Here is a 26439-nt window from a genome sequence, read left to right as displayed (position 1 = left end):
GCAGGCCCATTCCCGGCGCCGGGCGTCGAATGCGCGGCGCCGCGCTTCAGGCGGCCCGGGCGGGCGCCGGCCGCTGCCGCTGCGCCTCGTGCCCGCGCACCAGTCGGGCGAAGCGCGGCAGCAGGCTGGCCGATGCCGGTGTGTCGCCCACCTGCGGCGGCGCGGACGCATCGGCGCCGAGCCGGTCGACATAGGCTTGCATGGCCGCCGCGCTGAACTCGGGGTGGAATTGCACGCCCCAGGCCCGCGTGCCGACCCGGAACGCCTGGTGCGGCTCCCAGTCGTTGGCGGCCAGGGCGACGGCGCCGGGCGGCAGGCGCAGCGCGCTTTGGCGGTGGACCACCTGGACGGGGAAGCCGTCGGGCAGGGCGCCGAACAGCGCATCGCCGTGCGCCGCGGGCAGGCGGCGGACCTGCACCGTGCCCAGCTCCAGGCCCGTCGGGTGGTCGCCCGCCTTGCCGCCCAGCGCATCGGCCAGCAGCTGGTGGCCATAGCAGATGCCGAGCACGGGCACGCCGGCCGGCACGGCAACGCGCAGCCAGGCGGCCACCGCCTCGCTCCAGGCTGCGCGCTCGGTCACCATGGCATGCGAGCCGGTCATCACCACGCCGGCCACCTGCTGCGGATCGGGCAGCGCGTCGCCGCGCCGCGGGTCCAGCACGCGCAGCGGCAAGCCGGCGGCGGCCAGGCCGCGCGCGATCCAGTGCTCGAAATCGCCGAGCGCGCGCGCGGCCTCGGCCCAGGTATCGCCGAGCTTGAGGATCAGGAAGGAACGCGAAGACAGGTCGGCCGCGGATGCGCCGAAAGGAAGCGAGGAAGACATCCCGTGATGATGCCTTCTTCGCCGTCGTTGGCCGGACCCGCCGGTGATTGCGCACCGCGGCGGCCTGGCGCGACAGGGAGGGCGCCAGCGCGCCAGGCGAGCGCGCAACGGTGCGCGATCGCGCAGCCCGCCCCTCGCAGGCCGCGCGCGGGCGGCCTCAGCGCAGGCCGAAGAAGGAGAGGATGGCTGCGATGACGACGACCAGGCCAACGATGTAGATCACGGTATTCATGCTGAGTAGCTCCTAGCGAAACGAGTGCCCTCAGTGTGGGCCTACACCGGCCGGCGGACCCGTCGGAAGCGCGCCCCGGGCGCTGTAGGACGTGCAGGGCCGCAGGCAGCGGACGCAGCCGACCGGGCCGGGCCGCGTGCGCGCCGGCTCAGCGCGACGGAGCGGCCGGCGACGAAGGCGCGCCCGGGGCTGCCGATGCGGCCGCCTGCGCCGCGGCCTGCACGTGGGCAGCCACCTCATCCACGCAACGTTCCCGGGCCGCCGGCATGCGCGCGGCCGAATCCGGCCCTTCGGGAAACCAGCCCGGCTGGCTGCGCGCCGGTCGCGCGGCGGCCAGGGCCGCGACCAAGGCCCGGGCCGCCTCGGGCGGCAGCGCGGCGCGGCTGCCGTCGGTGCGCGCCGTGGCGCCGTGGCCGCGCTGCTCCAGCGCCAGCAGCAGGCGCAGTTGCCAGTCGGCCATCAGGTAGAGCGCCGGATCTTCGACCTGCAGCTCCCGCAGGCCCTGCCAGCGGCTCTGCAGGCGCCGGCCCAGCGGCCCCCAGCCCTGCGCCAGCGTGCCGCCGATCAGCCCGCCCAGCGCCATGCCGGCGCCCAGCGACAGCCCGGCGACGGCCAGGTCCGCCGCGGCGCCGACCGCCGCACCCACGGCCGCCCCCTGGCCCAGGCGCACGCCGGTCTGGCGCAGCGCCTCGGGATCGAACAGATCCATGCCTTCACGGCCCTGCAGCGCGGGCAGGGGGGCTTCGGCGGCGTCGCCGGCACGAAAGCCGTGCAGGGCCAGCAGTGCATCCACGGCGCGCTGGGCATGCGCATGGATCTGCGCGCGCAGCGCGGCGACCTGCGCATCGCGCTGCGCGGGCTGCTGCATCAGTGCCTCGGGCACGCGGCGGCGCAGGGCGGCGCCTTCGACCAGGCTGGCGGCCAGCACGCGGCAGGCAGCCTGGCGGCGCGCCTGGGCCTCGCGCGCCAGATGCGCGGCCACGTCACGCAGGGCTTCGCGGTGCGCGGGCAGCAGGGTGCCCAGGTCGTGGAACAGCTCGCGCTCCGCGCCGGTGAAGGGCGCGGCCGCGTCGAAGCGCACCACCGCGTGCAGCCCGGCGTCCGACAGCAGGGCGCGCCATGCCGCCTCGCGGCTCGCGCCATCGCGCACGAAGTTCAGCACCGGCATCACCGGCCGCGCGCAGGAGCCCAGCAGCTCCAACTCGGCGTGGTACTTGGGCAGCACGGGCTCGCGCGTGTCGATGACCAGGAAGGCCGCGTCCACCGCCAGCATCTGGCGCAGCACTTTCGCTTCCTGCTCGAACACGCCGTGCGCCTCGGGCCCGGCCAGGAAGGCGCGGATGCGCTCGGGCCGCGTCGCCCCGGGCAACTGCGCCACATGGGCGAGCAGCGTCACGGCATCCTCGAGGCCGGGCGTGTCGTAGAAGCGCACGGCCGCATGCGGGCGGCCCTGCGCGTCCTCGGTGCGCAGGTCGATGGCTTCCACATGCCGGGTGGTGCCGGGCCGCTCGGACACCTCGCCGAAGTCCGCGCGCCGCGTGAGTGTGCGCAGCAGCGAGGTCTTGCCCGCGTTGGTGTGGCCGACGACGGCGATGTGCAGGGTTTCGCGCATGGCGGGCAGTCCGGGGTTCAGGAGGCGTTCACGCGTGGGCCAGGGGATCGCGGCGCGCGTCGTCCCAGGCGACGAAGCTGTGCACCTCGGACAGGCCGAGGTCGGCGAGCCAGCGGCGCCAGCGTGCGGCGCCGGCCGGTTCGGCGGCCGCCTGCGCGCCCTCCGGGGTGTCCGCGGCCGGTGGTGCGCTGAGCCACAGGCGGCATTCGCCGCACACGGGCAGCAGCTCGCGCAGGAAGCGCTCGGTGCCGCGGTCGGGGCTGGAAGCGGCCGACACCGCCAGCAGCAGCAGGCGCGGGCGCAGCTCGGCCAGTTGCTGCAGCAGCTGCTGGCGTTCGGCGGCCGTGCCGGCGATGTGCGCCACCAGGTGCAGCGGCGCGGGCAGCGGCTGCGGCGGCCAGGGCTGCTCGGGCGGCAGCTCGAAGCCGACCACGGCCCAGCCGGCGCGGGTCTCGGCGGCCAGGCTGTGGCGCGCCAGGTCCCAGTCGTGGCGCACGGTGTCGGCGTCGACCACGGTGGCCGGCGCCAGGGCATCGAGCCGCGCGATCAGCTGGCGGTAGTAGGGCAGCGCCAGGTCGGGCCGCAGGCGCGGGCGGCGCCGGCGCCACACGGCGGCACAAAGGCCCAGGGCCAGCAGGCGGGGCAGCAGCCCGTACACCGCCACGCAGCCGATCAGCCACCAGGCCAGCTGGCGGTCGCGCGCCGTGTTCGCGGCAGCCTCGCCGCCGGCCTGCAGCAGCGCCGCATCGGGCACCGGCAAGCCCAGCCAGCCGGGCAGGCGGCCCAGGGCGTGCACCGCCCGGCCCAGGGTGTCGGGGGTGAGCAGCGTGCTTTCCCAGCCCAGCGTGTAGCGCCTGAAGCCGAGGGCGAAGAGCAGCGCGGCGATGGCCGCGACCAGGCTCACCGCCCACAGCGTGTGGCTGGCCAGTCCGCCGACCCAGGGCAGCAGCCGCGCGCGGGCCAGCAGCGCCAGGCCGCCCTGCAGCAGCGCCTGCGCCTCGGCGCCGCGGCCCAGCGCCAGCCGCGCCGTGAGCCAGGCCCAGAGCCGCGCCGCACCGCCCCCGCCGGCCGGGCCGGCGCCGGGCCACAGCAGCGCGATCAGCCACGCGAGGAAGGTGAGCGCGTGGGCGCCCAGCAGCGCCACCAGCGCGCCCAGCACGTTGATGCGGCGGTCCTGCACGTCGACCACCGCGCCGGCCAGCAGCGCGCCCGCGAGGCCCATGAGCAAGCCCACCAGCAGCAGGGCCCAGGGCGCGACGCGGCGCGCGCGCATCAGGCCGGCCTGCAGGCCCAGCCGCTCGCCGAGCACGGCGGCGCGGGTGGCGATCTGCGCGCCATGGCCGGCGCCGCCCGCGCCCGCGGCGCTGGCCTGGCGCATCGCGTCGTGGTCTTCGAGCGGGCCGCGGGCTTCGAGCACGCGCACCGCTTCGCTGAGCCAGGCCCGCGCCGCGGGGCCATTCAGCGCTTTGTCTTGCTCACGCCAGGGGCTGCTGCTCAATCTCTGCCTTCTCCGGGAAGGCCGGCTGCGGAACCACAGCCGGCCGCGGCGAATTATGGCGGCCCCTTCCGGCCGCCTCCGCCGGTCAGCCGGCCTGGATGTGGCGGCCGATCTCGGGCCAGCGCCGGTGCAGCCCCACCCAGGCCGCCAGGCCCACGCCCAGCATGCCCAGGCAGGTCAGTGCCATGGCCAGGGTGGAGTGCATGACCAGCGGTGCGATCACGCCCGCCACCAGGCCGTTGGCCGTGGCGCCGATCACGGCCTGCAGCGACGAGGCCATGCCGCGGCGCGCCGGGTGCAGGTCCAGCACCAGCAGCGTGACCACCGGCACCATCAGCGCCCAGCCGAAGGCGAAGAAGGCCAGCGGCCACAGCGCCCAGGCCCAGTGCGCGGCGAACAGCGCATGGGCCGCCACGTTGAGCACGGCGCTCAGCACCATGATCAGGAAGCCGTCGCGGATCTGGCGCTTGGGCGCCACCTTGCCGGCCAGCCGGCCGCTCGCCCACGAGCCCAGCATGATGCCGCCAATGTTGAGCACGAAGAACCAGAAGAACTGCGTGGGCGCCAGCCGCAGGTGCTCGCCCAGGAAGGCCGGCGCGGCCAGCACGTAGAGGAACATGCCGTTGAAGGGCACGCCGCTGGCCAGCGCCAGCAGCAGGAAGCGCGGGTCTGAGCATAGCTGCCAGTAGCCGCGCAGCAGGTGGCCGACCTGGAAGGGCTGGCGCTGGCTGGCGTGCAGCGTCTCGGGCAGCATCTTCCAGTTGAAGGCGAAGAGCAGGGCGCCCACGCCGACCAGGAACCAGAAGATGCTGTGCCAGCCCGCATGCACGAAAAGCAGCCCGCCGATGATGGGCGCGATGGCCGGGGCGATGCCGAAATAGATCGTCACCTGGCTCATCACCTTCTGCGCCTGGGAGGGCGGGAACATGTCGCGGATCACCGCGCGCGAGACCACGATGCCGGCGCCGGTCGACAGGCCCTGCAGCGCGCGCCAGGCGATCAGCTGCGTGGGTGTCTGCGCCACCGCGCAGCCGATGGAGGCCAGCGTGAACACCGCCAGCCCGACCAGGATCACCGGCCGGCGGCCGAAGCTGTCCGACAGCGCGCCGTGGAACAGGTTCATGAAGGCGAAGCCGAACAGGTAGGCCGACAGCGTCTGCTGCATCTGCACCGGCGTGGCGCCCGTGGACTGGGCGATGCCCGCGAAGGCGGGAATGTAGGTGTCGATGGAGAAGGGCCCCAGCATGCCCAGCAGCGCCAGCAGGACGGCCAGGGCCCAGCGCGGGGCTTGCCAGAGTTTGTCGGCGTCGGGATTCATGCAGGAAGGCGAAGGCGTGGGCGAAGCCGCCGAGCCTAGCAGAGGCCCGCGAAGCGCGCGCCGGTGCCGCCGCCGCCGCCACCTGGCTGGAGCCAAGAAAAAAAGCCGTCACTCCGCAAGGAGCGACGGCTGGTGCCGGGGGGGCGTTGCGCGCGTGGGCCGCGGGGGCGCGCGCAACGCCGGCCTGAGGCCTTACAGGCTGTCGATGAAGGAGCGCAGCTTGTCCGAGCGGCTCGGGTGCTTGAGCTTGCGCAGGGCCTTGGCCTCGATCTGGCGGATGCGCTCGCGGGTGACGTCGAACTGCTTGCCGACTTCCTCCAGCGTGTGGTCCGTGCTCATCTCGATGCCGAAGCGCATGCGCAGCACCTTGGCCTCGCGCGGCGTCAGCGAGTCGAGGATGTCCTTGACCACGTCGCGCAGGCCGGCCTGCATGGCCGCTTCGATCGGCGCCGTGTTGTTGGTGTCCTCGATGAAGTCGCCCAGGTGTGAATCGTCGTCGTCGCCGATCGGCGTTTCCATGGAGATCGGCTCCTTGGCGATCTTCATGATCTTGCGGATCTTGTCCTCGGGGATCTCCATGCGCTCGGCCAGGATGGACGCATCGGGCTCGAAGCCGAACTCCTGCAGGTGCTGGCGGCTGATGCGGTTCATCTTGTTGATCGTCTCGATCATGTGCACCGGGATGCGGATGGTGCGCGCCTGGTCGGCGATCGAGCGGGTGATGGCCTGGCGGATCCACCACGTGGCGTAGGTCGAGAACTTGTAGCCGCGGCGGTATTCGAACTTGTCGACCGCCTTCATCAGGCCGATGTTGCCTTCCTGGATCAGGTCCAGGAACTGCAGGCCGCGGTTGGTGTACTTCTTGGCGATGGAGATCACGAGGCGCAGGTTGGCCTCGATCATTTCCTTCTTGGCATCGCGCGACGAGGCCTCGCCCTGGTTCATGCGCTTGTTGATTTCCTTGAGCTCGGCCAGCGGCACCACCACCTGGGCCTGGATGTCCATCAGCTTTTGCTGCAGCTCCTGGATCGGCGGAATGTTGCGCTCCATCACGGCGCTCCAGGGCTTGCCGGCGGCGGCCTGCTTTTCCACCCACTTGAGGTTCAGCAGGTTGGAGGCAACCTTGTTGCCGTTCTTGTCCACGCCCGAGAAGTCGGCGATGAACTGCTCCTGCGGGTAGCCGCACTTGTCCACGATGATGCGGCGCAGCTCACGCTCCTTCTTGCGCACGTCGTCCACCGTCACGCGCAGCATGTCGCACAGCTTCTCGATGGTCTTGGCCGTGAAGCGGATGGTCATCAGCTCGTTGGACAGCGCTTCCTGCGTCTTCAGGTACGCGGGCGAGCCATAGCCTTCCTTGTCGTAGATCTTGTGGATCTTCTCGAACAGGTCGGCCATGCGGTCGAAGCGGGTGAGGGCCTCGTTCTTGAGCTCTTCCAGCTTCTTGGTCAGCGCCTTGGAGCCGCCGTTGCCGTCGTCATCGTCTTCCTCGTCGAACTCGTCGAAGTCTTCCTCGGCCACATAGTCGTCGGCCTCGTTGGGGTTCGAGAAGCCGTCGACGATGGTGGAGATGACCACCTTGCCCTCGCGGATCTCCTGCGCCATCTTGAGGATCTCGGCGATGGTCGCGGGCGAGGCCGAGATGGCATGCATCATGTCCATCAGGCCGCCTTCGATGCGCTTGGCGATCTCGATCTCGCCCTCGCGCGTGAGCAGCTCCACCGTGCCCATTTCGCGCATGTACATGCGCACGGGGTCGGTGGTGCGGCCGAATTCGCTGTCCACGGTGGACAGGGCGGCTTCGGCTTCTTCCTCGGCTTCCTCCACGGTGGCGGCCGTGGGCGTGACGTTGTTCTGGAACAGCGTCTCGGCGTCGGGCGTCTGCTCGTACACGGCCACGCCCAGGTCGTTGAGCATCGTGACCACGACTTCCATGGTCTCGGCGTCGACCAGCTTGTCGGGCAGGTGGTCGGAGATTTCGCCCTGGGTCAGGTAGCCGCGGGTCTTGCCCAGCGTGATCAGCACCTTCAGGCGCTGGCGGCGCTTGGCCATGTCCTCTTCGGACAGGACGGTCTCGTCCAGGCCGAATTCCTTCATCAAGGCGCGTTCCTTGGCCTTGCTGATCTTCATGCGCAGCGGCTTGGCCTTCTCCGGGGTGGCTTCGGCCGCCGCCGCAGGTTCTTCCTCGGCGAATTCGGCCTCGACGTCGGAGAAGTCCTCCTCCGGCTCCTTGTCCTCCTTGGCCTTGGGCTTGCGGCCGCGCTTGGCGGCCACGGCCGTGGCGCCTTCCTTTTCCGCGGCGGCAGCGGCCTTGGGCGGGCGGCCCGGCTTCTTCTTGGCAGGGGCGGCGGCCTTGGCGGCGGCGGCAGCGGCCTTCAGGAATTCATCGGCGGCATCGAGTTTCTTGGGCACGGTCTTAACGGTCTTTGCAGAAGAGGCGGGCGCGGTCCGGGTGGCCGCGTTCGCCGGGGTCTTGGTCGCCGCCGCAGCAGCAGCGGCTTTCCTCACGGGTTGATCTGCGGCCTTGGCGCTGGCTTTGGGGGCGGACTTGGCTGCTGGCTTCTTGGAACTGGGCATAAGACCTCATTGATCAAGAACGACGGACGAGCGGAATCACGGGCGCCCCTCCCGCACGGGGAAACCCTGCGGGGCGGCGCAAAGCAGGCAGAAACGGACACGGACGAAGGCGGGGCCTGCGGCCCGGCGGGGCCACGGGTCAGCCTTCGCAGCAAGATGGGCGGGCGAACATTTGGTGTGCGGTCCTTGCGGAGATCCCTCGAAACGAGGGTGCCCTGATCCTGTGTCGGGATGCTGCGTCCTGTGCTTGGACGCCGGGCGGGGCCGGAGGTGCCGCTGTCGCTCTTGCTGTTGGCGTAACAGGCAATTATAGCCGCGAGCGGACGTTTCAAGGGTGCGGCCCCCGAAGAGCGGCTCGAGCCGCCGCGCAGGGCGCGGGTCCGTTCACGCCTCAGGCGTCCGGGGCATGGCGGCGCAGGCGCAGGCGCAGCGCGACGCGCCGCTGTTCCAGGGCCTTGTAGCGCTCCAGCGCCTGCGGGTCGCTGCCCACCTGCGCCAGCGCCGCGTTCTGCTGCGCCTTGAGCGCCTCGTCGAGCATGAAGTCGAGCACGTTGTGCAGTTCCGCCCGCTGTTCGGCCTGCGGATCGCGCGCGTCGTCGCCGGGCTGCAGGGTGGCGGTGTGGGCCATGAGCTTGAGCGCCATGGCCTCGCATTCGTGGCCGCGCAGGCCTTCGCGCAGCGCCGCCCAGGGCTGCAGCCCCTGTTCGTGCACCTGGCTTTCGAACCAAGCGAAAAGCGTGCCGTGCGGCGCGGGCAGGCCGCACAGCAGTTCCTGCTGTTCGTGCGACAGGGCCTCCCACTCGGACGGGTTCGACAGCAGCAGCCGCACCGCCACGTCGGCCCGCGACAAGGGCTGCAGCCGGCCGCGCGGGCCGGGTGGCGGGCCGGAGGCGCCCTTGCGGCCCCATTTGCCGCCGCCGCGCTCGGCCCACCGGCCGCTGCCTGAGGCGCCCCAGCCGCCGCCCCGAGCTTCGCCCGAGCCGCTGCCGGGCGGACTCCAGGCTTCGCGCGCTTCCCAGGGCAAGTCCTCGGGGGAGGCATCCGCGCGCGGTGCCGGAGTGGGGGGGCGGCCGGCACGTGGGGGCGGGCTGCTTCCCCACAGGCCGCTCAGTTCCCGGCTGTCGAGCTGGATCAGTTCGGCGAACTCGGCCAGCATCTGGTGCTTGAGCGCGCCGGCAGGCAGGGCCGACCACAGCGGCCGCGCATGGCTGGCCAGCAGGGCGCGGCCCTCGGCCGTGTCCAGGTCGCAGCCCTCGCGCGCCACTTCGACCATGAAGCGCGACAGCGGCGTGGCCTCGGCCACGAAGCGCGCGAAGGCGGCTTCGCCATGCGCGCGGATGAAGCTGTCGGGGTCGTGCTCGGCCGGCAGGAACAGGAACTTGGCACTGCGCGTGTCGGTGGCGAAGGGCAGGGTGGCCTCGAGCGCCTTGCGCGCCGCGCGCCGGCCCGCGGCGTCGCCGTCGAAGCTGAACACCACGGCGTCCGTGAAGCGGAACAGCTTGCGCACATGGTCGGGCGTGCAGGCCGTGCCCAGCGTGGCCACCGCATTCGGAAAGCCCAGCTGCGCGAGCGCCACCACGTCCATGTAGCCTTCGGTGACCAGCGCATAGCCCTTGTCGCGCAGGGCCGCGCGGGCCTCGAACAGGCCGTACAGCTCCTGGCCCTTGCTGAACACCGGCGTCTCCGGCGAATTGAGGTACTTGGGCCCGGCACCGGAAGGTGACGTTCCGTCACGGTCGCCCAGCACGCGCCCGCCGAAGCCGATGCACTCGCCCTTGACGTTGCGGATGGGAAACATCACGCGGTCGCGGAAGCGGTCGTAGCGCTTGTCTTCGCCGTCCTCGCCCACGATCACGAGGCCGCTTTCGGCCAGCAGCGGGTCGGTGTAGTCCGGGAACACGCCCGCCAGCGTGCGCCAGCCTTCGGGCGCGTAGCCCAGGCCGAAGGCCCTGGCGGTCTCGCCCGACACGCCGCGGCCCTTGAAGTACGCGATGGCCCGGGGCGACTGGCGCAGCAGCTTGCGATACGCCTCGGCGGCCTTTTCGAGCACGTCGCTCAGCGTCGCCTGCTTCTCGCGCTGGGCCGCGGCACGCGCGCGCTCGGCGGGCGAGGCATCGTCCTCGGGCACCTGCAGCCCGTACTGGCCGGCCAGGTCGTGCACCGCCTCCACGAAGCCCATGCCACCATGCTCCATGAGGAAACCGATGGCGTTGCCGTGCGCCCCGCAGCCGAAGCAGTGGTAGAACTGCTTGGTCGGGCTGACCGAGAAGGAGGGCGACTTCTCCCCGTGGAAGGGGCACAGCCCCATGAAGTTGGCCCCGCCTTTCTTCAGCGGCACGTACCGGCCGACGATCTCGACGATGTCGGCGCGGGCGAGCAGTTCCTGGATGAAAGACTGGGGAATCGCCATGGCGGCGCAATGCAGGCGGAGGTCGGGCGGCGAAGGTCGGGAGGCCGGGCGGCAGCCGGGAAGGGGCGCATCATACGCAGGGCCCCGGCTGCGGTCGCAGGGCCAAGCCCCCGTCCCTGGGGCCGGCATGGCCGCGCCGCGCGCCCTCGCGCATCGGATACTGCGGCCCTTGCCGCTTCCGGCCTGCGGGCCCTTTCGCCTTCCGATGCCCGAGTCCCGTTCGTCCTTGGCCACCTCCCTGCACGCGTTCCTGCACGGACAACTCGCGCTCTGGCGGCATCCGCTGCGCTTCCTGTGGCAGGCGCTGCGCGAGTTCCGCGCCAAGCAGGGGCTGCTGCTGGCCGGGGCGGTGGCGTACTACGCGCTGCTGTCCATCGTGCCGCTGCTGATCCTGGCCGTGATCGCCCTGTCGCACGTGCTGCCGCAGGAACTGCTGCTGACCACCGTGGGCCGCTACCTGGGCTGGCTGCTGCCGGGGCAGTCGGGCGCCATCGTCGAGGAACTGTCGAACTTCCTGCAGCACCGCGACCTGCTGGGCCCGGTGCTGCTGGTGACGATGATCTTCTTCAGCTCGCTGGCCTTCACGGTGCTCGAAAGCGCCATGGCCGTGATCTTCCACCACCGTGCGCGCACGCATGGCCGCCATTTCCTGGTGTCGGCCGTGATGCCCTACCTCTACATCCTCTTCCTGTGCGTGGGCCTGCTGCTGGTCACGCTGGTGTCAGGCGCCTTGCAGGTGATCGGGCGCGAAAGCGTGGAGCTGTTCGGGCGCAGCTGGTCGCTGAGCGGCGTCTCGGGCGTGCTGCTGTACCTGCTGGGGCTGGGCGGCGAGGTGTTCCTGCTCACCTCGCTCTACCTCGTGATGCCGGTGGGCCGCCTGTCGCTGCGGCATGCGCTGATGGGCGGCATCACGGCCACCCTGCTGTGGGAAGTGACGCGGCGCGTGCTGGTCTGGTACTTCTCCACGCTGTCGCAGGTCAACGTGGTCTACGGCTCGCTCACCACGGCGATCGTGGTGCTGCTGAGCCTGGAGATCGCCGCCATGTTCCTGCTCTTCGGCGCCCAGGTCATCGCGCAGTACGAGCGGCTCGAGCGCAGCGCGACCACGGCCGCGACCGCGGCGCGCGCGCTGAAAAGCAGGCGGCGCTCCGACGGGCCCTGAGCCAGCGGCTTACTTCGGCGCCAGGCGGATCGCGCCGTCCAGGCGGATCACCTCGCCGTTGAGCATGTCGTTCTCGATGATGTGCTTGGCCAGCTTGGCATAGTCGGCCGGCGTGCCCAGGCGCGAGGGGAAGGGCACGCTGGCGGCCAGCGCGTCCTGCACCTCCTGCGGCATGCCGAAGAGCATGGGCGTGCCGAAGATGCCGGGCGCGATGGTCATGTTGCGGATGCCGTTGCGCGCCAGGTCGCGCGCGATGGGCAGCGTCATGCCGACCACGCCGCCCTTGCTGGCGCTGTACGCGGCCTGGCCGATCTGGCCGTCGTAGGCCGCGACCGAGGCGGTGGAGATCAGCACCCCGCGCTCGCCCGTGGGCTCGGGCTCGTTGGCCGACATGGCGGCCGCGGCCAGGCGGATCATGTTGAAGCTGCCCAGCAGGTTCACGCGCAGCGTCTTCTCGAAGGTGGCCAGCGCATGCGGGCCGTTCTTGCCCACGGTCTTCTCGGCCGGCGCGATGCCGGCGCAGTTGACCAGGCCCACCAGCTTGCCCAGCTTCTGGGCCGCCGCCACCACGGCCTGGCCGTCGGCCTCCTGGCTCACGTCGCATTTCACGAACACGCCGCCGATGGACTGGGCCACCGCTTCGCCCTTGTCGGCCTGCATGTCGGCGATCACGACCTTGGCGCCGTTCTCGGCCAGCATGCGCGCCGTGCCTTCGCCCAGGCCCGAAGCGCCGCCCGTGACGATGAATACCTTGCCTTGGATCTGCATCTTGCTGTCTCTCTCGCGTGATTGGAAAGCCGCGATGATAGAGAGGCAGGGTGCCCGGGCCGGCCTTCCCCGCCCCGGCCGGCGGAACAGGCGAAAAAAAGCCCCGTCACGGGGACGGGGCCTGAATTGGGTCCGGGGACCCAAGGAGACAACCGGAGGGCGGACGGTCCCACGGGCCGGCCGCCTGCAGGACGGCTCAGCGCTTGGCGGCGGCAGTCTTGGTGGCGCTCTTGGCGGCAGCCACGGCCTGCGATTGCACGGCGTTGAAGTTGGCTTCGGCCACGTCGGAAGCCTGCTTCACGGCCTTCTGCATGGATTCGTAGGCGTTGTTGGCGGCCGAAAGAGCGCTCTTGAACATGGCCACCGCTGTTTCGGAGCCGGCGGGCGCGTTCTTGGCGGCGCTGTCGACCAGGTTGGCGAAGCTTTGCTGAGCTTCGCTGGCCTTGGCTTCGAAAGCCTTGGAGAACTCGTTGCTCGTGCCCTGGGCGATTTCGAACAGGTGGCGGCTGTAGGCGGCGGTCTTCTCGGCCAGGGGCTGCATCAGGCTGGCTTGCAGGGCCAGCAACTCCTGCGCGTCCTTGGCGCTCAGCACGGCCTGGGCCGTTTCCGAAGCCTCGTTCAGGGCGGCCTTGGAGGCCGTCACGTTCAGTTCGATGATCTTCTCGACGCCTTCGAAGGCCTTGGTGGTCAGGCCGAAAAGGGCTTCGACGTTGGCCTTGTGGGCGGCGAGCAGTTGGTCAGCGGTCAGTGCCATGGAGAACTCCGTTCGAGGTAAAGGTTGCAGGGGTGCTGCACCAACGGGTTTGTTGCACTGCAGCATGGAAGGAAGTATAGGAAGCGCTGTGGACGCCCACAAGACATTTTTGTTGCGTTGCAGCATATTAGAGGTCGCAGCCTAGAAACGGCCGCGGCCCGCGGCCCGCGGCGCGCCCGGCGGTGTCGCGTGCGTGGCGGGGAGGCCGGGGCCGGCTGGCAGAATCCCGGCCCATGAGCAGCCGTCCTTCCCCCCAGGCCCGCAGCAGCTACCGGGCCTTTCGCGACATTCCCACCCGCTGGATGGACAACGACGTCTACGGCCACGTCAACAACGTCGTCTACTACAGCTGGTTCGACACGGCGGTGAACACGCTGCTGATCGAGGAGGGCGCGCTGGACATCCACGGCGGCCAGACCATCGGCTTCGTGGTCGAGACGCAGTGCAACTACTTTGCGCCGCTGGCCTTTCCGCAGGTGGTGCAGGCCGGCATCCGCGTCGCGCATGCCGGCAGTTCGAGCGTGCGCTACGAGATCGGCCTGTTCGCCCAGGGCAGCGACAGCGCGGCGGCACAAGGCCATTTCGTCCATGTGTACGTGGACCGCGCCACCCAGCGGCCCGTGCCGCTGCCGGCCGCCTTGCAGGCGGTGATCGGCAAACTGCGCGCCTGAGCCGGGCCGAAAAAAAGCGGCGCCCCTGGGGACGCCGCCCTGCCGTTCGGGCCCGAGCCCTTCACGCGGCACTTACTTCATCGCGCGCACTTCGGCCTTGCCCCGTGCTTCGGCGGCCTTGGCCTCCTTCTCGCAGGCGTTCTTGGCGTCGCCCTTCATGTCGTCGCACTTTTCCTTGGCGACTTCGTATTCCGCCTTGACCTTCTCTTCGGCCACCTTGCGCGCGGCCGCCGGGCTGGGCTTGTAGCTGTGCTCCAGTTCAGCCTTGGCGACGTTCTGCTTGCCCTTGGCTTCCTTCTCGCACACGTCCTTGGCGTTGTCCTTGAGCGCGTCGCACTGCGCCTTGGCGGCCTTGTAGTCGGCTTCGATGCGGTCGCTGGCCGCCTTGTATTCGTCGCGGGTCATCGCGTTGGCCTGCGTGGCCACGAGCAGGCCCGATGCGAGGGCCATCATCAGCAGTTGCTTCTTCATGATCTTTTCCTTGGGATGTTGTGTGAGGATGAGGGAAGGGGATGCACGAACGTGCCGGTCCGGGGCGGCGGCGCTCAGTACTTCTCGAACCACAGGGCCGCCGGCGTGCGGCCTTCCGCGTTCTCCCACTGCTGCACCTGCTTTTCCGCTTCGTCGCGGCTCACGCCATGGCGCTCCTGGATGCGGCCCAGCAGCTGGTCGCGCTTGCCAGCGATCACATCGAAGTCGTCGTCGGTGAGCTTGCCCCACTGCTCCTTGACCTTGCCCTTGAGCTGCTTCCAGTTGCCTTCGATGATGTCCTTGTTCATGCGAATCTCCTTGGGTTCCGTGATTCGGCGGCAGCGGGTTGCTGCACCGTGCCCCGAACTCTCGTGCGTGCCCGGTCTGCACACGGTAGGACGCTCGAAAAAGGGACCGTAGGCACAGGCCGACGGGGCCCGTGATAATGGCCCGGACACCGCCGCCATCCCGCCGAGACAAGCGCCCGCGCACCATGATCATCCAGAGCCTTCTTGATACCGACCTCTACAAGTTCACGATGATGCAGGTGGTGCTGCACCACTTTCCGGGCGCCAAGGTGGAGTACCGCTTCAAGTGCCGCAATCCCGGCGTGAACCTGGCGCGTTTCGCCAACGAGATCCGCGAGGAAGTGCGGGGCCTGTGCAACCTGCAGTTCAAGGAGGCCGAACTGGCCTACCTGCGTTCGCTGCGCTTCATCAAGAGCGACTTCGTCGACTTCCTGGGCCTTTTCCGCCTGAACGAGAAGTACATCGACATCACGCCCTTGCCTTCGGGCGAGATCGAGATCCACATCCGCGGGCCGTGGCTGCACACGATCCTGTTCGAGATCCCGGTGCTGGCGATCGTCAACGAGGTCTACTTCCGCAACACGCAGCCGCAGCCCGACCTGGCCGAGGGCCGCCGCCGGCTCGACACCAAGATCGCCGAGCTGCAGGCCGCCGGCCTGGAAGAGCTGAAGATCGCCGACTACGGCACGCGCCGCCGCTTCTCGCAGCAATGGCACGAGGAAGTGCTGCGCACCCTGAGCACGCGCCTGGGCGCCGTGGGCGTGGCCGGCAGCCCGAGCGAGCCCGACCGCATGCCGCAACTGGCCGGCACCAGCAACGTGCTGTATGCGATGAAGCTGGGCCTGATCCCGCTGGGCACCATGGCGCACGAATACCTGCAGGCCTGCCAGGCGCTGGGCCCTCGGCTGCGCGACAGCCAGATCTACGGCTTCGAGATGTGGGCGCGCGAATACCGCGGCGACCTGGGCATCGCGCTGTCCGACGTCTACGGCATGAGCGCCTTCCTGCGCGACTTCGACCTGTATTTCTGCAAGCTCTTCGACGGCGCGCGCCACGACAGCGGCGACCCCTTCCACTGGGGCGAGCGCATGATCGCCCATTACCACGCCAACCGCGTGGACCCGCTGACCAAGACGCTGATCTTCAGCGACGGCCTGACCATGCCGCGCACCATCGAGCTGTACCGCCAGTTCCGCGGCCGCTGCCAGCTGGCCTTCGGCATCGGCACCAACCTCACCAACGACCTGGGCTACGAGCCGCTGCAGATCGTGATCAAGATGATCCGCTGCAACGGCCAGCCGGTGGCCAAGCTGTCGGATACGCCCTCCAAGAACATGTGCGAGGACGAGAAGTACCTGGCCTATCTGCGCCAGGTGTTCGAGATTCCGGCCCCTGCGGCGGCCGCCGCAGGCTGAGGGGGCCGCATGCATCCGATCCGCGCGCGCGCGGCGCTGGCCGCGCTGCTGCTGGCGCTGCCGGCCATGGCCCAGGCGGCCGACTTCGACGGCGCCTCGCTCTCGCCCCTGTGGGCCGTTCCCTTCGCCGGCATCCTGCTGTCCATCGCGCTGATGCCGATGCTGGCGCCTGCCTTCTGGCACCACCATTTCGGCAAGGTGGCGGCGGGCTGGGCGCTGGCCTTTTTGCTGCCCTTCGCGGCGACCTTCGGTGTGCCGATGGCCGGCGCGCAGCTCGTGCACGCGCTCGTGGCCGAGTACATCCCCTTCATCATCCTGCTCACGGCCCTGTTCACGGTGGCGGGCGGCATCTACATCCGCGGCAACCTGCACGGCTCGCCGGCGCTCAACACGGGCCTGCTGGCCACGGGTGCCGTGCTGGCCAGCTTCATGGGCACCACGGGCGCGTCGATGCTGCTGATCCGACCGCTGATCCGCGCCAACGACAACCGCAGGCACAAGGCGCATGTGGTGGTCTTCTTCATCTTCATCGTCTCCAACATCGGCGGCTCGCTCACGCCGCTGGGCGATCCGCCGCTGTTCCTGGGCTTCCTCAAGGGCGTGAGCTTCGGCTGGACGGTGCAGCACCTTTGGATGGAAACCGGCTTCATGCTGGCAGCGCTGCTCGCCGTCTTCTACGTGCTGGACCGCTTCATCTTCAAGGAGGAGGGCGTGCTGCCCGTGGACCCGACGCCCGACACGCGCGGCATCGCCTTCGAGGGCGCGCACAACTTCTGGCTGCTGGGCGCCATCGTGGCGCTGGTGCTGATGAGCGGGCTGTGGAAGTCGGGCGTGTCCTTCGACGTGTACGGCACGCCGGTGGGCCTGCCGGGCCTGGTGCGCGACGCGGGCCTGGTCGGCGTCACCCTGCTGTCGCTGCGCATCACGTCGCGCGAGGTGCACGCCGCCAACCAGTTTAGCTGGGCGCCGATGGCCGAGGTGGCCAAGCTCTTCGCCGGCATCTTCCTGACCATCGTGCCGGTGATCGCGATGCTGCGCGCCGGCGCCAGCGGCCCCTTCGGCGCGGTGGTCTCCCTGGTCACGGGCCCGGACGGCGCGCCGCTGCCGGCCATGTACTTCTGGGCCACGGGCCTCTTGAGCTCCTTCCTGGACAACGCGCCCACCTACCTCGTGTTCTTCAACACCGCGGGCGGCGACCCGCAGGTGCTTATGACCGCGCTGGCGCCCACGCTGGCCGCCATCTCGGCCGGCGCCGTCTTCATGGGCGCCAACAGCTACATCGGCAACGCACCCAACCTCATGGTCAAGGCCATCGCCGAAGACCGCGGCGTGCGCATGCCCAGCTTCTTCGGCTACATGGCCTGGTCCTGTGCCGTCCTCGTGCCACTGTTCGTGGTGCTCACCTTCGTCTTCTTCCGCTGAACGCCAAACCATGACCCAGCCCCGGATCCTCGTTGCCCGCGCCGTCTTCCCCGAAACACTCGAGCGGCTTGCCCGGCATTTCGAAGTGGAATCCAACCAGAGCGACGAGAGCTGGGACCGCGCGCAGCTGATCCAGAAGCTGCAGGGCAAGGCCGGCGTGTTCACCACGGGCTCCGAGCGCATCGACGCCGAGCTGCTGGCCGCCTGCCCGCAACTGCGCATCTGCGCCAACATGGCGGTGGGCTACAACAACTTCGACGTCGAAGCCATGACCGCGCGCGGCGTGCTGGCCACCAACGCGCCCGACGTGCTGACCGAGACCACGGCCGACTTCGGTTTCGCGCTGCTCATGGCGACGGCCCGCCGCATCAGCGAGAGCGAGCATTTCCTGCGCGCCGGCCAGTGGAAGAAATGGAGCTACGACATGTTCGCGGGCGCCGAGGTGCATGGCAGCACGCTGGGCATCATCGGCATGGGCCGCATCGGGCAGGGCGTCGCCAAGCGCGGGGCGCATGGCTTCGGCATGAAGGTGGTCTATCACAACCGCTCGCGCCTTTCCCCCGAGCTGGAAGCCGAATGCAAGGCCCGCTACGTGGGCAAGGAAGAGCTGCTGAAGACCGCCGATCACGTGGTGCTGGTCGTGCCCTACACACCGGCCTCGCACCACACCATCGGCGCGGCCGAGCTGGCGCTGATGAAGCCCACCGCCACGCTGATCAACATCGCGCGCGGCGGCATCGTGGACGACGCGGCGCTGGCCGTGGCATTGAAGGAAAGGCGCATCGCCGCCGCGGGCCTGGACGTGTTCGAAGGCGAGCCGAAGGTCCACCCCGAACTGCTCACCGTGCCCAATGTCGTGCTCACGCCGCACATCGCCAGCGCCACCGTGCCCACGCGGCGCGCCATGGCGGACTTGGCGGCCGACAACCTGATCGGGTACCTGGTCAACGGCCAGCCGCTGACGCCGCTGAACCCCTCGGTCATCGGCGCGCGGTGACCCTGCCGCTGCTCTCGCCCGAAGGCTGGCTGCTGCTGGCCCTGGGCCTGGTCAATGGCGTGCTGCTGGTGGTGCTGCTGTTGCGCAGGCCGCCGGCGACCGGCACGGCGGCGATGGCGGCCGTGCTGGCCGCGGCCCTGGACAAGACCGAGCGCGGCCTGCGCCAGGAAGTGGCCGAGGCCGCCCGCGCCAGCCGGCAGGAAGGGGCGCAGCAGCTCGCCACCTTCCAGCAGGCGCTGCTGGCGCAGGGCGCCGAGACGGCCCGCACGCAGAACGCGCAGATTGACGCCTTCGCGCAGCAACTCGCACGCATGCAGGGCCAGCTGGGCGAGACGCTGAACACGCAGCTGCATGGGCTGACCGAGTCCAATGCGCGCCGGCTGGCCGAGGTGCGCGCCACCACCGAACAGCTTCTGGGGCAACTGCAGCAGACGCACGCCGGCAAGCTGGAAGAGGTGACGCTGTCCACCCAGGCCGCGCGGCGCGAACAGGCCGAAGGCCTGGCAGCCTTCCAGTCGGCGCTGGTGCAGCAGGGCACGCACGCGGCGCAGGCGCAGGCCGAGCGGCTGGACGCCTTCGCGCGGCAGATCGACGCGCTGCGCCAGTCGCTGGCCGAGGCGCTGCACACGCAGCTGCAGTCCTTGACCGAAACCAATGCCCGCCGCATCGCCGAGGTGCGCGCGACCATGGAGCAGCAACTGGCGCAGCTGCAGGCCAGCAACGCCGCCAAGCTCGACGAGATGCGTCAGGTGGTCGACGAGAAGCTGCAAAGCACGCTGGAAGCGCGCCTGGGCGAGAGCTTCCGCCAGGTGGCCGAGCGGCTGGAGCAGGTCTACAAGGGCCTGGGCGAGATGCAGACGCTGGCGCAGGGCGTGGGCGACCTCAAGCACCTGCTGACCAACGTGAAGACGCGCGGCATGTTCGGCGAGGCGCAGCTCGCCGCGCTGCTGGAGCATGTGCTGGCGCCCGAGCAGTATGCGGCCCAGGTCGTGACGCGGCCCGGCACGCGCAACCCGGTGGATTTCGCGATCCGCCTGCCCGGTCGCGCCGAAGACGGCCAGCCGGTCTGGCTGCCCATCGACGCCAAGTTCCCCAACGAGGACTACGAACGCCTGCTCGACGCGCAGCAGCGTGCCGACGCGGTGGCGGCGGAGGCCGCCGCGCGCGCCCTGGAGGCGCGCATCCGCCTGGAGGCGCGCGGCATTGCCGACAAGTACGTCGAGCCGCCACACACCACCGACTTCGCGATCCTGTTCCTGCCCACCGAAGGCCTGTATGCCGAAGTGCTGCGCCGGCCGGGCCTGATGGAAGCGCTGCAGCGCGAGCACCGCGTGACGCTGGCCGGCCCCACCACCTTGCTGGCCATGCTCAATTCGCTGCAGATGGGCTTTCGCACGCTGGCGCTGGAAAAGCGCAGCAGCGAGGTGTGGCAGGTGCTGGGCGCCGTGAAGTCCGAGTTCATGAAGTTCGGGAGCGTGCTGGCCGACGTGAAACGCCAGACGCAGACCGTGCTCAACACGCTGGACAAGGCGCAGACCCGCACCAACGTGCTGAACCGCCGGCTGCGCGAGGTGGAAGCATTGCCCGAAGGCGCGGCGAAGGGCCTGCTGCCGGGCCTGGACGCCGAGCCCGGCAGCACAGCGGACGACGACGCACCATGAGGGCCTGTCCGGAAGGCGCCCGCCTGTGCCGCCGCTGCGGCCGGCCGGGCCGGCGTCGCCTGGGGGCACGCGGGGGGCGGCCGTGAGCGGCGCCGAGCTGCTGCGCCTCATCGCGGCCCAGGTCTGTCTGCACGCCACCATGGCCGGCATGCGCCTGGCCGCGCCGCTGCTGGCGCTTCAGCAGGGCTACAGCGCGGCGGCGGTGGGCGTGCTGATCGCGCTGTTCGCGCTCACGCAGGTGTTCCTCGCATTGCCCGCCGGCCGTTTCGCCGACCGGCACGGGTTGAAGCGGCCGCTGGTGCTGTCGGTCGTCGCGGCCACGGCGGGCGCGGCCATCGCCCTGGCCTGGCCGGCGTTCCCGGTGCTGTGCGTGTCGGCGCTGCTCACGGGCGGGGCCACGGGCGCGACCGTGATCGCGCTGCAGCGGCACGTGGGCCGCGCGGCCACCGACCCGGGGCAGCTCAAGCGCGTGTTCAGCTGGCTGGCCATCGCGCCGGCGGCGGCGAACTTCCTCGGGCCCTTCGGCGCGGGCCTGCTGGTCGACCACGCGAGCATTCCTTTCGGCGGCGCCGCCGCCGACCTGCTGGCCTACCGCATCTGCTTCGCCGCCCTGGCCCTGCTGCCGCTGACCAGCTGGGCGCTGGTGCGGCGTGCGCGGGAGGAGCCGCGCAGCACACCGCCCGCGGGCGCCGGCCCCACGCGGGCGTGGGACCTGCTGCGCGAGCCGCTGTTCCGGCGCCTGCTGTTCGTGAACTGGCTGCAGTCCTCCAGTTGGGACGTGCATGCCTTCGTGCTGCCCGTGCTGGGCCACGACCGCGGCATGAGCGCGGCCGTGATTGGCACCATCCTCGGCGCGTTCGCCATCGCGGCGGCGGCCATCCGCATCCTGCTGCCGCTGCTGGCCTCGCGCACCACCGAGCGGGGCGTGATCTTCGTGTCCACCCTGGTCACGGCGGCCGTGTTCATGGTCTACCCGCTGCTGCACGCGCCCTGGCTCATGGGGCTGTGCTCGGTGGTGCTGGGCTTCTCGCTGGGCAGCGTGCAGCCCATGGTGATGAGCCTGCTGCACCAGATCACGCCGCACCACCGGCACGGCGAGGCGCTGGGCCTGCGGCTGATGACCATCAATGCGTCCAGCGTGGCCATGCCCATGCTCTTCGGCTCGCTGGGTGCGCTGATCGGCATCGCGGGCGTGTTCTGGGTGGTGGGCGGCACGGTGCTGCTGGGCTCGCGCGCCGTGTGGCGGCTGGGGCTGCCGGGCCGCTGAGCGGGGCGGCGCTCAGCAGCCGGCGCGGAACTGGGCGTCGCGCGCTTGCTTGCGGCGCTCGGCGATCCAGCCCTGCATGGCGGCACTGTTCGGCTGGCGGGCCATGGCGTCGTACTGCGCGACCTGCTCGCTCCAGCGGGCGCAGTTCTGGCGCGTGCCGGGGTTGCCGGCGCCGATCTCCCCCGCCGTGCCGGCTCCGCGCACCTGCATCTGCCGGCGCTGCGTGGCATAGCCCTGGCGGGTCTGCTGGTCGGCGATTTCCACCTGCTGCTCCCACGGCAGCCCGGCCGGCACCGACTCGATGCGCTCCACCAGGGCGTTTCTCTGGCGGCAATGCATCGAAGACCAGAAGCGGCCGCCCCCGTGGCTCACGCACAGGAAGACCTGGGCCGTGCCCGCACTGTCCAGGTTGCGCACGGCGGGCGACACGTCCACCAGCTGGCCGGCCCCGCACGGGGTGTCGCTGTAGCGGTTGCCACAGCGGTGCACCTCCTGCGCCTGCCCGGCAGCGCTGGTCAGCAAGAGCAGGGCAGCCATGGCGAGCGGACAGAGGAACAGCATGCGTGGATGCTAAGGCCGGATCGCGGCCGGCGGACAGCGCCCCTGCGCAGCGCCGTGGCCTCACGGGGGTGTGCCCGCCTGCGCCAGGTGATCGACCAGCAGCCGCGCCGCGGGCGAGAGCTGGTCCGCATGGCGAAAGCAGATGGCGAAGCGCCGCTGCGCCCAGGGCTCTTTCAGCGCGACGATGCGCACGCCCGCGCGATCCTCCGCGCGATTCCTCGCGTCATGGCCCGCGCCATGGCCCGAAGCCGCCGCGATCTGCCGCGGCACGATGGCCAGCCCCAGGCCCGCGCGCACGCAGCGCAGCGCGGCATCGAAGGTGGAGACCACGGCGCGGTAGTACAGCGGCTGGCCGATCACCGCCGCCGCACGCGCCAGCATCACATGCACGGCCGTGTTGGCGGGCAGCCCCACATGGTCGTGGGCCAGGGTCTGCGCGAAGCTGCAACTGCGCAGCCTGGCCAGCGGGTGCCCGGCCGGCACCACCACGGCCAGCTCGTCGCCGCGGTAGGGCCGCGTCTGCAGGCCGGCCAGGTCGGCCGCGTCCCAGCAGATGCCCACGGGCGCCAGCCCTTCGCGCAAGGCGCTCACCAGCGCGGCGCTGTTGCGCTCCTCGATGTCCACGCGGATCTGCGCGTGTTCCGGCAGGCTCAGGAAGGCGGCGATGTCGTCGGGCAGCGATTCGGTGATGGACGAGACCGAGGCCAGCACCCGCACCTGCCCCTTCACGCCGTGGCGGTAGGCCGACATGTCGCGCGCGATGCGGTCGGCCGTGGCCAGCATGGCGCGCGCATGCTCCAGCAGGATCTCGCCGGCCGCCGTGGGCACCACGCCGCGCCGGTGCCGCTCCAGCAGCGGCGCCTGCACTTGGGCTTCCAGCTGGGCCAGCCGCTTGCTGATGGCCGAGCCGCCGATGTGCTGCTGCTCGCCGGCGCGCGCGATGTTGCGCTGCTCGCAGGCCGCGACGAACAGGCGCAGGGTGGTCAGGTCCAGGTCGTGCATGGTCAGGAGTTCCATTTGGGAATCGCTGGGGCGAAAAATTATCGCTTCATGCGCGAAATCGGAATCCCTAAAGTTCAGCCCGTTCCCACGGAGACGACCATGAGCCTTCCTGCCTTTCCACGTCGGGTCACGATCCGCGAAGTCGGCCTGCGCGACGGCCTGCAGAGCATCGCCACCCTCGTGCCCACCGAGCGCAAGTTCGAATGGATCCGCGATGCCGTGGCGGCCGGCCAGCGCGAGATCGAAGTGGGATCCTTCGTGCCGCCCAGGCTCATGCCCCAATTGGCCGACACCGGGCAGGTGCTGGCCTTCGCCAAGACGCTGCCGGGTCTGCGCGCCTCGGTGCTGGTGCCCAACCTGCGTGGCGCCGAGCGCGCACTGGACGGCGATGCCGACCTCATGATCCTGCCGCTGTCGGCCAGCCATGCCCACAGCCTGGCCAACCTGCGCAAGACGCCCGACGACGTGGTGGCCGAGCTGGCGCGCATCCGCGCCGCGCGCGACGCTTCGGGCCGCAAGACCTTGATCGAAGGCGGTGTGGGCACGGCCTTCGGCTGCACGATCCAGGGCCGGGTCGAGGAAAGCGAAGTGCTGCGCCTGATGCAGGCCCTGCTCGATGCCGGCGCCGACCGCGTGAGCCTGGCCGATACGGTGGGCTATGCCGACCCGGGCGCGGTCCGCCGCCTGTTCGAGAAGGCACTGAAGATCGCGGGCGAGCGCTTCTGCTGTGGACACTTCCACGACACGCGCGGCCTGGCGCTGGTCAACGTGCATGCCGCGCTGCAACTGGGCGTGGACCGTTTCGACGCCTCGCTGGCTGGCATCGGCGGCTGCCCGCACGCGCCCGGCGCCAGCGGCAATGCGTCGACCGAAGACCTGGCCTTCATGCTGGCCGCCATGGGCGTGGACACTGGCCTGGACATCGAGGCACTGCTCGCGCTGCGCGCCAAGGTGGCGGGCTGGATCGACGGCGAGCCCACGCACGGTGCGCTGTGGCGCGCGGGCCTGCCCAAGACCTTCGTGGCACCGGCTGCGGTGGCTGCTGCCGCCTGAGCGGCGGCGTCACTGGCCTTCCAGGCTCCGGGGCGCTTCGCTCCGGGCCTTCCTCCTTCCTCCTTCCTCCTTCCTCCTGCATGGGCATGTCATGACGACCCAAGACTCCACGCTGCCGCTGGCCGGCATCCGCGTCCTCGAATTCACGCACATGGTGATGGGACCCACCTGCGGAATGATCCTCGCGGACCTGGGCGCTGACGTCATCAAGGTCGAGCCGCCCGGCGGCGACAAGACGCGCAAGCTGCCGGGCCTGGGCATTGGTTTCTTCCGCAGCTTCAACCGCAACAAGAAGAGCATCGTGCTCGACATCACGAGCGAGGAAGGCCGCGCGACGGCCGCCGAGCTGGCGGCCCGCTGCGACGTGGTGCTGGAGAACTTCCGCCCCGGCCTGATGAGCGAGCTGGGCCTGGACTACGCGACGCTGTCGCGCCGCGCGCCGCACCTGATCTATGTGAGCCACAAGGGCTTCCTGCCCGGCCCGTACGAGAAGCGCCTGGCGCTCGACGAGGTGGTGCAGATGATGGGCGGTCTGTCGTACATGACCGGGCCGCAGGGCCGGCCGCTGCGCGCCGGCACCAGCGTGAATGACATCATGGGCGGCATGTTCGGCGCCATCGGCGTGCTGGCTGCGCTGCGCGAGCGCGAGCGCACCGGCATCGGCCAGGAAGTGCAGAGCGCGCTGTTCGAGAACTGCGTCTTCCTGTCTTCGCAGCACATGCAGCAGTTCCTGATGACCGGCGAGCCGCCGCCGCCCATGCCGTCGCGCGTGTCGGCCTGGAGCGTGTACGACGTGTTCACGCTGGCCGAAGGCGAGCAGCTGTTCATCGGCGCCGTGAGCGACAAGCAGTTCAACACCCTGTGCCGCGTGCTGCAGCGCACCGACCTGCTGGATCGCCCCGAGTACGTGGACAACGCGGCGCGCGTGGCCGTGCGGCCGCAGCTGCTGGCCGAACTGGGCGGCATCCTCGCGCAGCACCGCATCGCCGATCTGGCACCGCAGCTGGAAGCGGCCGGCATTCCCTATGCGCCGATCTCGCGCCCCGAGCAGCTGGTGAACGACCCGCATCTGAAGCAGAGCGGCGGCCTGGTGCCCATGCAGACCGAGGACGGCGGCCGCACCGACGTCGTGCTGCTGCCGCTGACCTTGGGCGGGCGCCGCCCCGGCGTGCGCATGCCGCTGCCCCAGGTCGGCGAGCACACCGACGAGGTGCTGGCGGGACTGCCCAGCCGCCAGGCGGCGCAGGCGGTACAGGAGACCTGAAGAGGGCGCCTGCGTCGACTGACCCGAATCCCCACACGGACCCAACAGGAGACAAGAACCATGAACTTCCAGACTTTCCGCCGCCGCACCATGCTGGCGCTGGCCACGGCCGCACTGGCCAGCGGTTTCACGGCCCTCGTGCATGCGCAGAACCATGCCCCGCTGCGCGTGATCCTGCCCGTGGGCGCAGGCTCGGGCGTGGACGTGATCGTGCGTTCGGCCCAGACGGCGCTGTCGAAGGCGCTGGGCGGGCAAGCCGTGGTGATTGAGAACCTGCCGGGCGCCGGCGGCATCACCGGCACGCAGGCCCTGATCAAGGCCGCGCCCGATGGCAACACGATCGCCGTCGTCTCCAACAACCACGCCGTGAACCCGAGCGTGTTCAAGAAGCTGCCCTACGACAGCCTGGGCGATATCACGCCCATCACCATCGTCGGCGGCTCGCCCTTCGTGCTGGTGGTCAACCCGGCCAAGGTGACCGCGAAGAACGCCAAGGAGCTGCAGGCGGCCATGAAGGCCAAGCCCGGCGACTTCAACTACGCCTCGTCGGGCAACGGCACCATCATCCATCTGGCGGGCGAGCTGTTCGTGTCCGAAGCCGGCGTCAGCGCGCGCCACATCCCGTACAAGGGCATGGGCCCCATGATCACCGACATCATGGCCGGCCAGGTCGAGATGGGTGTGGCGGCCACGGCGGCGGTGCAGGGCCAGATCAAGGCGGGCTCTTTGCGGCCCATCGGCGTGATGGGCAAGGACCGCCTGGCTTCGCTGCCGGACGTGCCCACCATCGCCGAACAGGGCTTCCCCCACGTCGACATCGCGGGCTGGTTCGCTGCCGTGGGGCCCAAGGGTCTGCCCGCCGCGCAGGTCAAGCGCCTGCACGATGCCTTCGTGGCCGCCTTCAACGACCCCGAGGTCAAGGCCGGCTTCGCCAAGCGCGACGATTTCACGATCCTCGGCACGCCCGAGGAGGCGGCGCGTTTTCTCAAGAGCGAGCAGGAGCGCTACGCGGCGCTGGTCAGGAAGGCCAACGTGACGCTGGAGTAAGCCGGCTCGCTGTCACGCGCGCCCCCCTCGTCTTCCTATCCGCCCTGCGGGTCCAGCATGCTCTGCCGATTTGCCGGCACGCACCGCAGCGGGCTTCTTCGTCCCAGGTCGCCAGGTCGCGGCCGAGGTCGCGCGGACGGGCCAGG

At 70.5% G+C, this 26439-nt stretch carries 22 protein-coding genes; 10 read left to right on the top strand and 12 right to left on the bottom strand.

The features are described 5' to 3' along the window. Window positions 1–46: 46 nt before the first annotated feature. The 6 genes from LG388_RS24345 to dnaG form a co-directional block, all read right to left on the bottom strand. Entirely contained in the window at window positions 47–823 is a 777-nt protein-coding gene (locus LG388_RS24345) for a glutamine amidotransferase (protein ID WP_225785125.1), read from the bottom strand. Window positions 824–1203: 380 nt separating this feature from the next. Beyond that, a complete protein-coding gene (locus LG388_RS24340; RefSeq protein ID WP_225785124.1) occupies window positions 1204–2667 on the bottom strand; it encodes a GTPase/DUF3482 domain-containing protein in 1464 nt (487 codons plus the stop codon). 28 nt (window positions 2668–2695) lie between these two features. After that, window positions 2696–4165, bottom strand: a complete 1470-nt coding sequence (locus tag LG388_RS24335) for a DUF2868 domain-containing protein (protein WP_225785123.1) — start codon at window positions 4163–4165, stop codon at window positions 2696–2698. 85 nt (window positions 4166–4250) lie between these two features. Beyond that, window positions 4251–5483: a multidrug effflux MFS transporter gene (locus LG388_RS24330; RefSeq protein WP_225785122.1), complete on the bottom strand. Its 1233-nt coding sequence runs from the start codon at window positions 5481–5483 to the stop codon at window positions 4251–4253. Window positions 5484–5675: 192 nt separating this feature from the next. Beyond that, the gene (gene rpoD, locus LG388_RS24325; protein WP_225785121.1) at window positions 5676–8060 is read right to left on the bottom strand and encodes an RNA polymerase sigma factor RpoD; all 2385 of its coding nucleotides are present in this window, start codon (window positions 8058–8060) and stop codon (window positions 5676–5678) included. Window positions 8061–8451: 391 nt separating this feature from the next. Then, window positions 8452–10470, bottom strand: coding sequence for a DNA primase (gene dnaG, locus LG388_RS24320; RefSeq protein WP_225785120.1), 2019 nt, complete (start codon window positions 10468–10470; stop codon window positions 8452–8454). A gap of 205 nt (window positions 10471–10675) precedes the next feature. Here dnaG and LG388_RS24315 point away from each other — a divergent pair, with 205 nt between their 5' ends. After that, complete coding sequence (locus LG388_RS24315) at window positions 10676–11632, top strand: YihY/virulence factor BrkB family protein (RefSeq protein WP_225785119.1); 957 nt, start codon at window positions 10676–10678, stop codon at window positions 11630–11632. Between the two features lie 9 nt (window positions 11633–11641). Here the strand turns inward: LG388_RS24315 and LG388_RS24310 are convergent, their stop codons facing one another. Beyond that, complete coding sequence (locus LG388_RS24310; protein WP_225785118.1) at window positions 11642–12400, bottom strand: 3-hydroxyacyl-CoA dehydrogenase; 759 nt, start codon at window positions 12398–12400, stop codon at window positions 11642–11644. A gap of 196 nt (window positions 12401–12596) precedes the next feature. Then, window positions 12597–13154: a phasin family protein gene (locus LG388_RS24305; RefSeq protein WP_225785117.1), complete on the bottom strand. Its 558-nt coding sequence runs from the start codon at window positions 13152–13154 to the stop codon at window positions 12597–12599. Between the two features lie 233 nt (window positions 13155–13387). Between LG388_RS24305 and LG388_RS24300 the strand changes: the two genes are divergently transcribed. Then, window positions 13388–13825 (top strand): thioesterase family protein, encoded by a 438-nt coding sequence (locus LG388_RS24300; protein ID WP_225785116.1) that lies wholly within the window; start codon window positions 13388–13390, stop codon window positions 13823–13825. Window positions 13826–13897: 72 nt separating this feature from the next. Here the strand turns inward: LG388_RS24300 and LG388_RS24295 are convergent, their stop codons facing one another. Both LG388_RS24295 and LG388_RS24290 read right to left on the bottom strand, forming a co-directional pair. Continuing rightward, window positions 13898–14296, bottom strand: coding sequence for a hypothetical protein (locus tag LG388_RS24295; protein ID WP_225785115.1), 399 nt, complete (start codon window positions 14294–14296; stop codon window positions 13898–13900). Window positions 14297–14370: 74 nt separating this feature from the next. Next, the gene (locus tag LG388_RS24290) at window positions 14371–14604 is read right to left on the bottom strand and encodes a CsbD family protein (protein WP_225785114.1); all 234 of its coding nucleotides are present in this window, start codon (window positions 14602–14604) and stop codon (window positions 14371–14373) included. Window positions 14605–14789: 185 nt separating this feature from the next. Between LG388_RS24290 and pncB the strand changes: the two genes are divergently transcribed. From pncB to LG388_RS24265, 5 genes are all read left to right on the top strand, one after another. After that, window positions 14790–16019 (top strand): nicotinate phosphoribosyltransferase, encoded by a 1230-nt coding sequence (pncB, locus tag LG388_RS24285; RefSeq protein ID WP_225785113.1) that lies wholly within the window; start codon window positions 14790–14792, stop codon window positions 16017–16019. A 9-nt stretch (window positions 16020–16028) separates the two neighbouring features. Beyond that, a complete protein-coding gene (locus LG388_RS24280) occupies window positions 16029–17441 on the top strand; it encodes a sodium:proton antiporter (RefSeq protein WP_225785112.1) in 1413 nt (470 codons plus the stop codon). A 10-nt stretch (window positions 17442–17451) separates the two neighbouring features. Then, the gene (locus LG388_RS24275) at window positions 17452–18438 is read left to right on the top strand and encodes a D-glycerate dehydrogenase (protein ID WP_225785111.1); all 987 of its coding nucleotides are present in this window, start codon (window positions 17452–17454) and stop codon (window positions 18436–18438) included. Window positions 18439–18749: 311 nt separating this feature from the next. Further along, window positions 18750–20099: a DNA recombination protein RmuC gene (rmuC, locus tag LG388_RS24270; protein WP_370630236.1), complete on the top strand. Its 1350-nt coding sequence runs from the start codon at window positions 18750–18752 to the stop codon at window positions 20097–20099. Between the two features lie 82 nt (window positions 20100–20181). Next, the gene (locus LG388_RS24265) at window positions 20182–21366 is read left to right on the top strand and encodes an MFS transporter (RefSeq protein ID WP_225785110.1); all 1185 of its coding nucleotides are present in this window, start codon (window positions 20182–20184) and stop codon (window positions 21364–21366) included. Window positions 21367–21378: 12 nt separating this feature from the next. On the opposite strand, the gene LG388_RS24260 is transcribed toward LG388_RS24265, so the two are convergent. Beyond that, window positions 21379–21927 carry a hypothetical protein gene (locus LG388_RS24260; RefSeq protein ID WP_225785109.1) on the bottom strand — a complete coding sequence of 183 codons (549 nt, stop codon included), beginning with the start codon at window positions 21925–21927 and terminating at the stop codon, window positions 21379–21381. 60 nt (window positions 21928–21987) lie between these two features. Next, window positions 21988–22929: a LysR family transcriptional regulator gene (locus tag LG388_RS24255; RefSeq protein WP_225785195.1), complete on the bottom strand. Its 942-nt coding sequence runs from the start codon at window positions 22927–22929 to the stop codon at window positions 21988–21990. Window positions 22930–23028: 99 nt separating this feature from the next. Between LG388_RS24255 and LG388_RS24250 the strand changes: the two genes are divergently transcribed. From LG388_RS24250 to LG388_RS24240, 3 genes are all read left to right on the top strand, one after another. Next, window positions 23029–23982, top strand: a complete 954-nt coding sequence (locus tag LG388_RS24250) for a hydroxymethylglutaryl-CoA lyase (RefSeq protein WP_225785108.1) — start codon at window positions 23029–23031, stop codon at window positions 23980–23982. 91 nt (window positions 23983–24073) lie between these two features. Further along, window positions 24074–25246: a CaiB/BaiF CoA-transferase family protein gene (locus LG388_RS24245; RefSeq protein ID WP_225785107.1), complete on the top strand. Its 1173-nt coding sequence runs from the start codon at window positions 24074–24076 to the stop codon at window positions 25244–25246. A gap of 60 nt (window positions 25247–25306) precedes the next feature. Further along, on the top strand, window positions 25307–26293 hold the full coding sequence (locus tag LG388_RS24240) for a tripartite tricarboxylate transporter substrate binding protein (RefSeq protein ID WP_225785106.1): 987 nt from the start codon (window positions 25307–25309) through the stop codon (window positions 26291–26293). Window positions 26294–26439: the final 146 nt, after the last annotated feature.

It is taken from the genome of Xenophilus sp. Marseille-Q4582 (assembly GCF_916700565.1).
In the GTDB taxonomy this organism is placed as follows: Bacteria; Pseudomonadota; Gammaproteobacteria; order Burkholderiales; family Burkholderiaceae_C; genus Xenophilus.
Note: the sequence above shows the minus strand (reverse complement) of the source record. Positions and strands in the feature narration are given on the sequence as shown.